The 3,325-nt window shown below is 37.8% G+C and carries 2 protein-coding genes and 1 pseudogene; 1 reads left to right on the top strand and 2 read right to left on the bottom strand.

Translation table 11 applies throughout. The features are described from left to right. Positions 1-87 precede the first annotated feature (87 nt). Together G4P69_RS36395 and G4P69_RS36400 are read right to left on the bottom strand one after the other, a co-directional pair. Positions 88-1,623: a GMC oxidoreductase gene (locus tag G4P69_RS36395; protein ID WP_208339146.1), complete on the bottom strand. Its 1,536-nt coding sequence runs from the start codon at positions 1,621-1,623 to the stop codon at positions 88-90. 30 nt (positions 1,624-1,653) lie between these two features. Next, positions 1,654-2,487: an SDR family NAD(P)-dependent oxidoreductase gene (locus tag G4P69_RS36400; RefSeq protein ID WP_208339145.1), complete on the bottom strand. Its 834-nt coding sequence runs from the start codon at positions 2,485-2,487 to the stop codon at positions 1,654-1,656. Between the two features lie 710 nt (positions 2,488-3,197). On the opposite strand from G4P69_RS36400, the pseudogene G4P69_RS39785 reads away from it, so the two are divergent. Beyond that, positions 3,198-3,325, top strand: a pseudogene (locus tag G4P69_RS39785) (glycosyltransferase family 1 protein); the annotation flags it as partial.

Here is a 3,325-nt window from a genome sequence, read left to right on the forward strand (position 1 = left end):
GGTCTGAGCAAGATCAGCTGGATTTAGCGGCTTTCTCTTTACAGTACGGCGACATCTGATGTGTTTGAGGAAATTTAAGAAAATTATTTAACCTAGTCTTTTCAACAAATGTTCTCCAACCCGTAGAGCATTTGCCATAATTGTGAGTGATGGATTAACCGCAGCACTAGAAGGGAAAAAACTACTATCAACTACGTAAAGGTTATCAACATCATGAGTGCGACAATTAATATCAAGAACAGAAGTTTTGGGATCTTCACCAAAACGACAAGTCCCACACTGATGAGCAACCTCCCTCAATGACATCTTTGTAGTAATATTTAAAGAACAGTTCCCAAAGCTCGTTTTGATTGATTTTAATACATCGTTCCAACGTTCTATTAAGCGATTATATGCTTCTTCATTGTTATTTGTATATTCTAGAAAGACTTTACCACCTTTTAAACGCACCCGATTGTCTGGGTCTGGCAAATCTTCGGTTATAAGTAACCAAGGAATCGAATGGTTTGCTACCGTCTCAGATATTATGCTAGGTAGAAAAAATGGTGCATGAGCGCTAACTTTATCCTTGCTAATATTACCAAGTAATTGTATACTTCCCATTGGAAAAGGAAAATCCTTTTCTCCCCAGTAGAAATCATTAATCGCCAGTGTTTTTTGAAAAACTGTAGGATTAGACTTAGCGCTTAAGGTAATAATCGCCGCATACTTATGTGCCATATAATTGCGCCCGACCAAATCAGAGCTATTGGCTAATCCATTTGGGTGCTGGTCATTAGCTGACTGGAGTAACAAAACTGCTGAGTTAATTGCACCACAAGCAACAACAACAATATCTCCAGAAAATATCTGAGATTTACCTGCAATGTCAACTTCGACTTTTGTAACTTCGCGACCAGATGCACTTGTGTGCAAACGCAAAACTTTTGCTTTGGTGATTAAAGTGATATTAGGATAAGCAAGTGCTGGACGGACACCGTTAATGTCAGCATCAGCTTTAGCATTTAGAAAACACGGAAAGCCATCACAGGTATCACAACGAATACAATCGCTTTTTAAGCGATTAGCTTCATTTAGCTTAATACCGAGTGGTAGGTAAAATGGATGGAAGCCTTTATCTTTTAAAGCTTCATTAATTTCTTCAGTGTAAATTTCGTGGCTGACTGGTGGAAAAGGATAATCTTGAGTGGTTTTAGGTTCAGTAGGATCAAGACCTCGCTTACCATGTACTTCATAAAGTTTTTCAGCTTGATCATAATAAGGAGCGAAGTCTTGATATTTTAATGACCATTCAGGAGAAATACCGCCTTTGTGAATGACTCCTTCAAAGTCCTGTTCACGAAGTCTAAACAAAGCACCACCATAGAATTTAGTGTTACCACCAACATAATAGTGTGTTACTGGTTGTATTGGTTTTCCGTTTTTGTCATACCAAGTTTCACTATTTCGATAGTGTTCTTTTTGCCAAACCTGTTTTGTATCCCAATTCGCTTTTTCTTGAGGTAGAAAATTACCTCGCTCTAGCACCAAAATTTTCTTTCCACTTGGTGCGAGTTTATTTACCAAAGTTCCACCACCCGCACCAGTACCAATGATGATAATATCGTAATGACCAGCAGCCATTTTTACTCCGTTTATTGAAGTAGTTTTATACTATTTTTCTCCAAAGTTTTCGGTACGCATTTGATTTTCTGCACAGGCTTTATTCAGCTTTGTCAACCCAATCCATTTGTAAATGGCGTCTCCGAATTGTGGAAAAATCTGTATATTAGAGAATAGAAGTCTTGTCAAAAATCCATCGAGCATGACTTCTCCCTGGTTTTGCTTAATAGCTTGCAGCACAGCGATCGCCACATCTGTTGGTTCAGAGACACGCGCTAAACTGGGTGCAGGTAAGCCAAATTTAAGAAACATTCCTGCTTTTGTATATCCTGGACAGATCACCGAAACCCCTACATTGGTATCAACCAATTCCTGGCGAATTGCATCTGTCCACATAATCAAACCAGCTTTAGTGGCTGAATAGATACTGTTGTAAGGTGCGCCCTTTTTGCCAGAACCAGATGCAATATTGACAATGTGACCACTATTCCGATCTATCATACCTGGCAGTAGCAAACGGGTTAACTCCATTCCTGCGACTAAATTGGTTGTTAATATGGACTGAATATCCTGAAGGGAGTAATTTTGGAAAGGTCGGTATTTTTCTATGGCAGCATTATTAATCAAAATATCTATTGAACCAGCAACTTGATTAATCTGCTGCACTAAAACTGATAATTCTTCAACTTTACTAATGTCAAATGGAATACTTATCCCTCGACCACCAGCCGCTTCAACTTCAGTACTGATTTCATCTAGCTTTTCTTGGGAACGAGAAACGCTAATTATGGTAGCCTTTTCTCTTGCCAATGCACGAGCAATAAATACTCCAATACCACCTGAAGCACCAGTTAAAAGAACCGTTTTACCTGCAATAGTTTTCATAATCATCAGCCTATATTTTACGTAGTCTCTGACAAATCAGTATAGTTTTGTCCCAAAGGAACAAATAAATTTTCTACCTGAGTGTAGTAGATAAGCGCGAAATCAAGGGATGAAAATAGAAGACTTTCCCGTGAGAACTGCGCTCAAATGATCACGCAGCAATCAGGTATAAGTAACACAGTTCCGTTGCAATTATTATGCTATGGTTTTTAACATAGTAATGCAGTGGCGATAAACGTATTTCAGTGTATAGTACCCCTCAACTTTCAGCAGTTTATGTTAGCCCCGAACTTATTGATAATTTCTTTTCAAGTTTAAGTTTTTTAACAGGAGATGCTCACAAATAAAGTTCTTTAGTACAAATAAAACAGAATTTCAACTAGCTCTGTTATTTAGTCAGGAACTTCTGTCATTTGGTGATTTGGTTGCAAATTAATCAATTGCTATTTTCTGAAGAATGTAGAATAGCACTACATCAACTGAAACCCTTGAATAAATGTAGTCAAAAGTAAAAAGAAAGAAAGAAATAGAGATGCTGCAATCTGTTTAGGTAATTTTATTTAAAAAATATCCCGTTGTAAGGGCGCAAGACATTGCGTCCCTACACATTAATTGCGAATTTGGGGTAATTTATTTTCTGGTGTTTCCTTACCTATTTTAGATTGTAGCTTTATTCATGCAAACAAATACGAGAATTCACTTCAATAATTATGAACAAGCAACCTCTCCGCATTGCTGTTTTTACTGGATTGTATGCTCCATTTTTAACTGGTGTTTCCGTTGCAGTGCATCAGCGTGTTCGTTGGTTATTACAACAGGGACATGAAGTTTTTCTCGT

This window comes from Aetokthonos hydrillicola CCALA 1050 (assembly GCF_017591665.1).
GTDB lineage: Bacteria > Cyanobacteriota > Cyanobacteriia > Cyanobacteriales > Nostocaceae > Aetokthonos > Aetokthonos hydrillicola.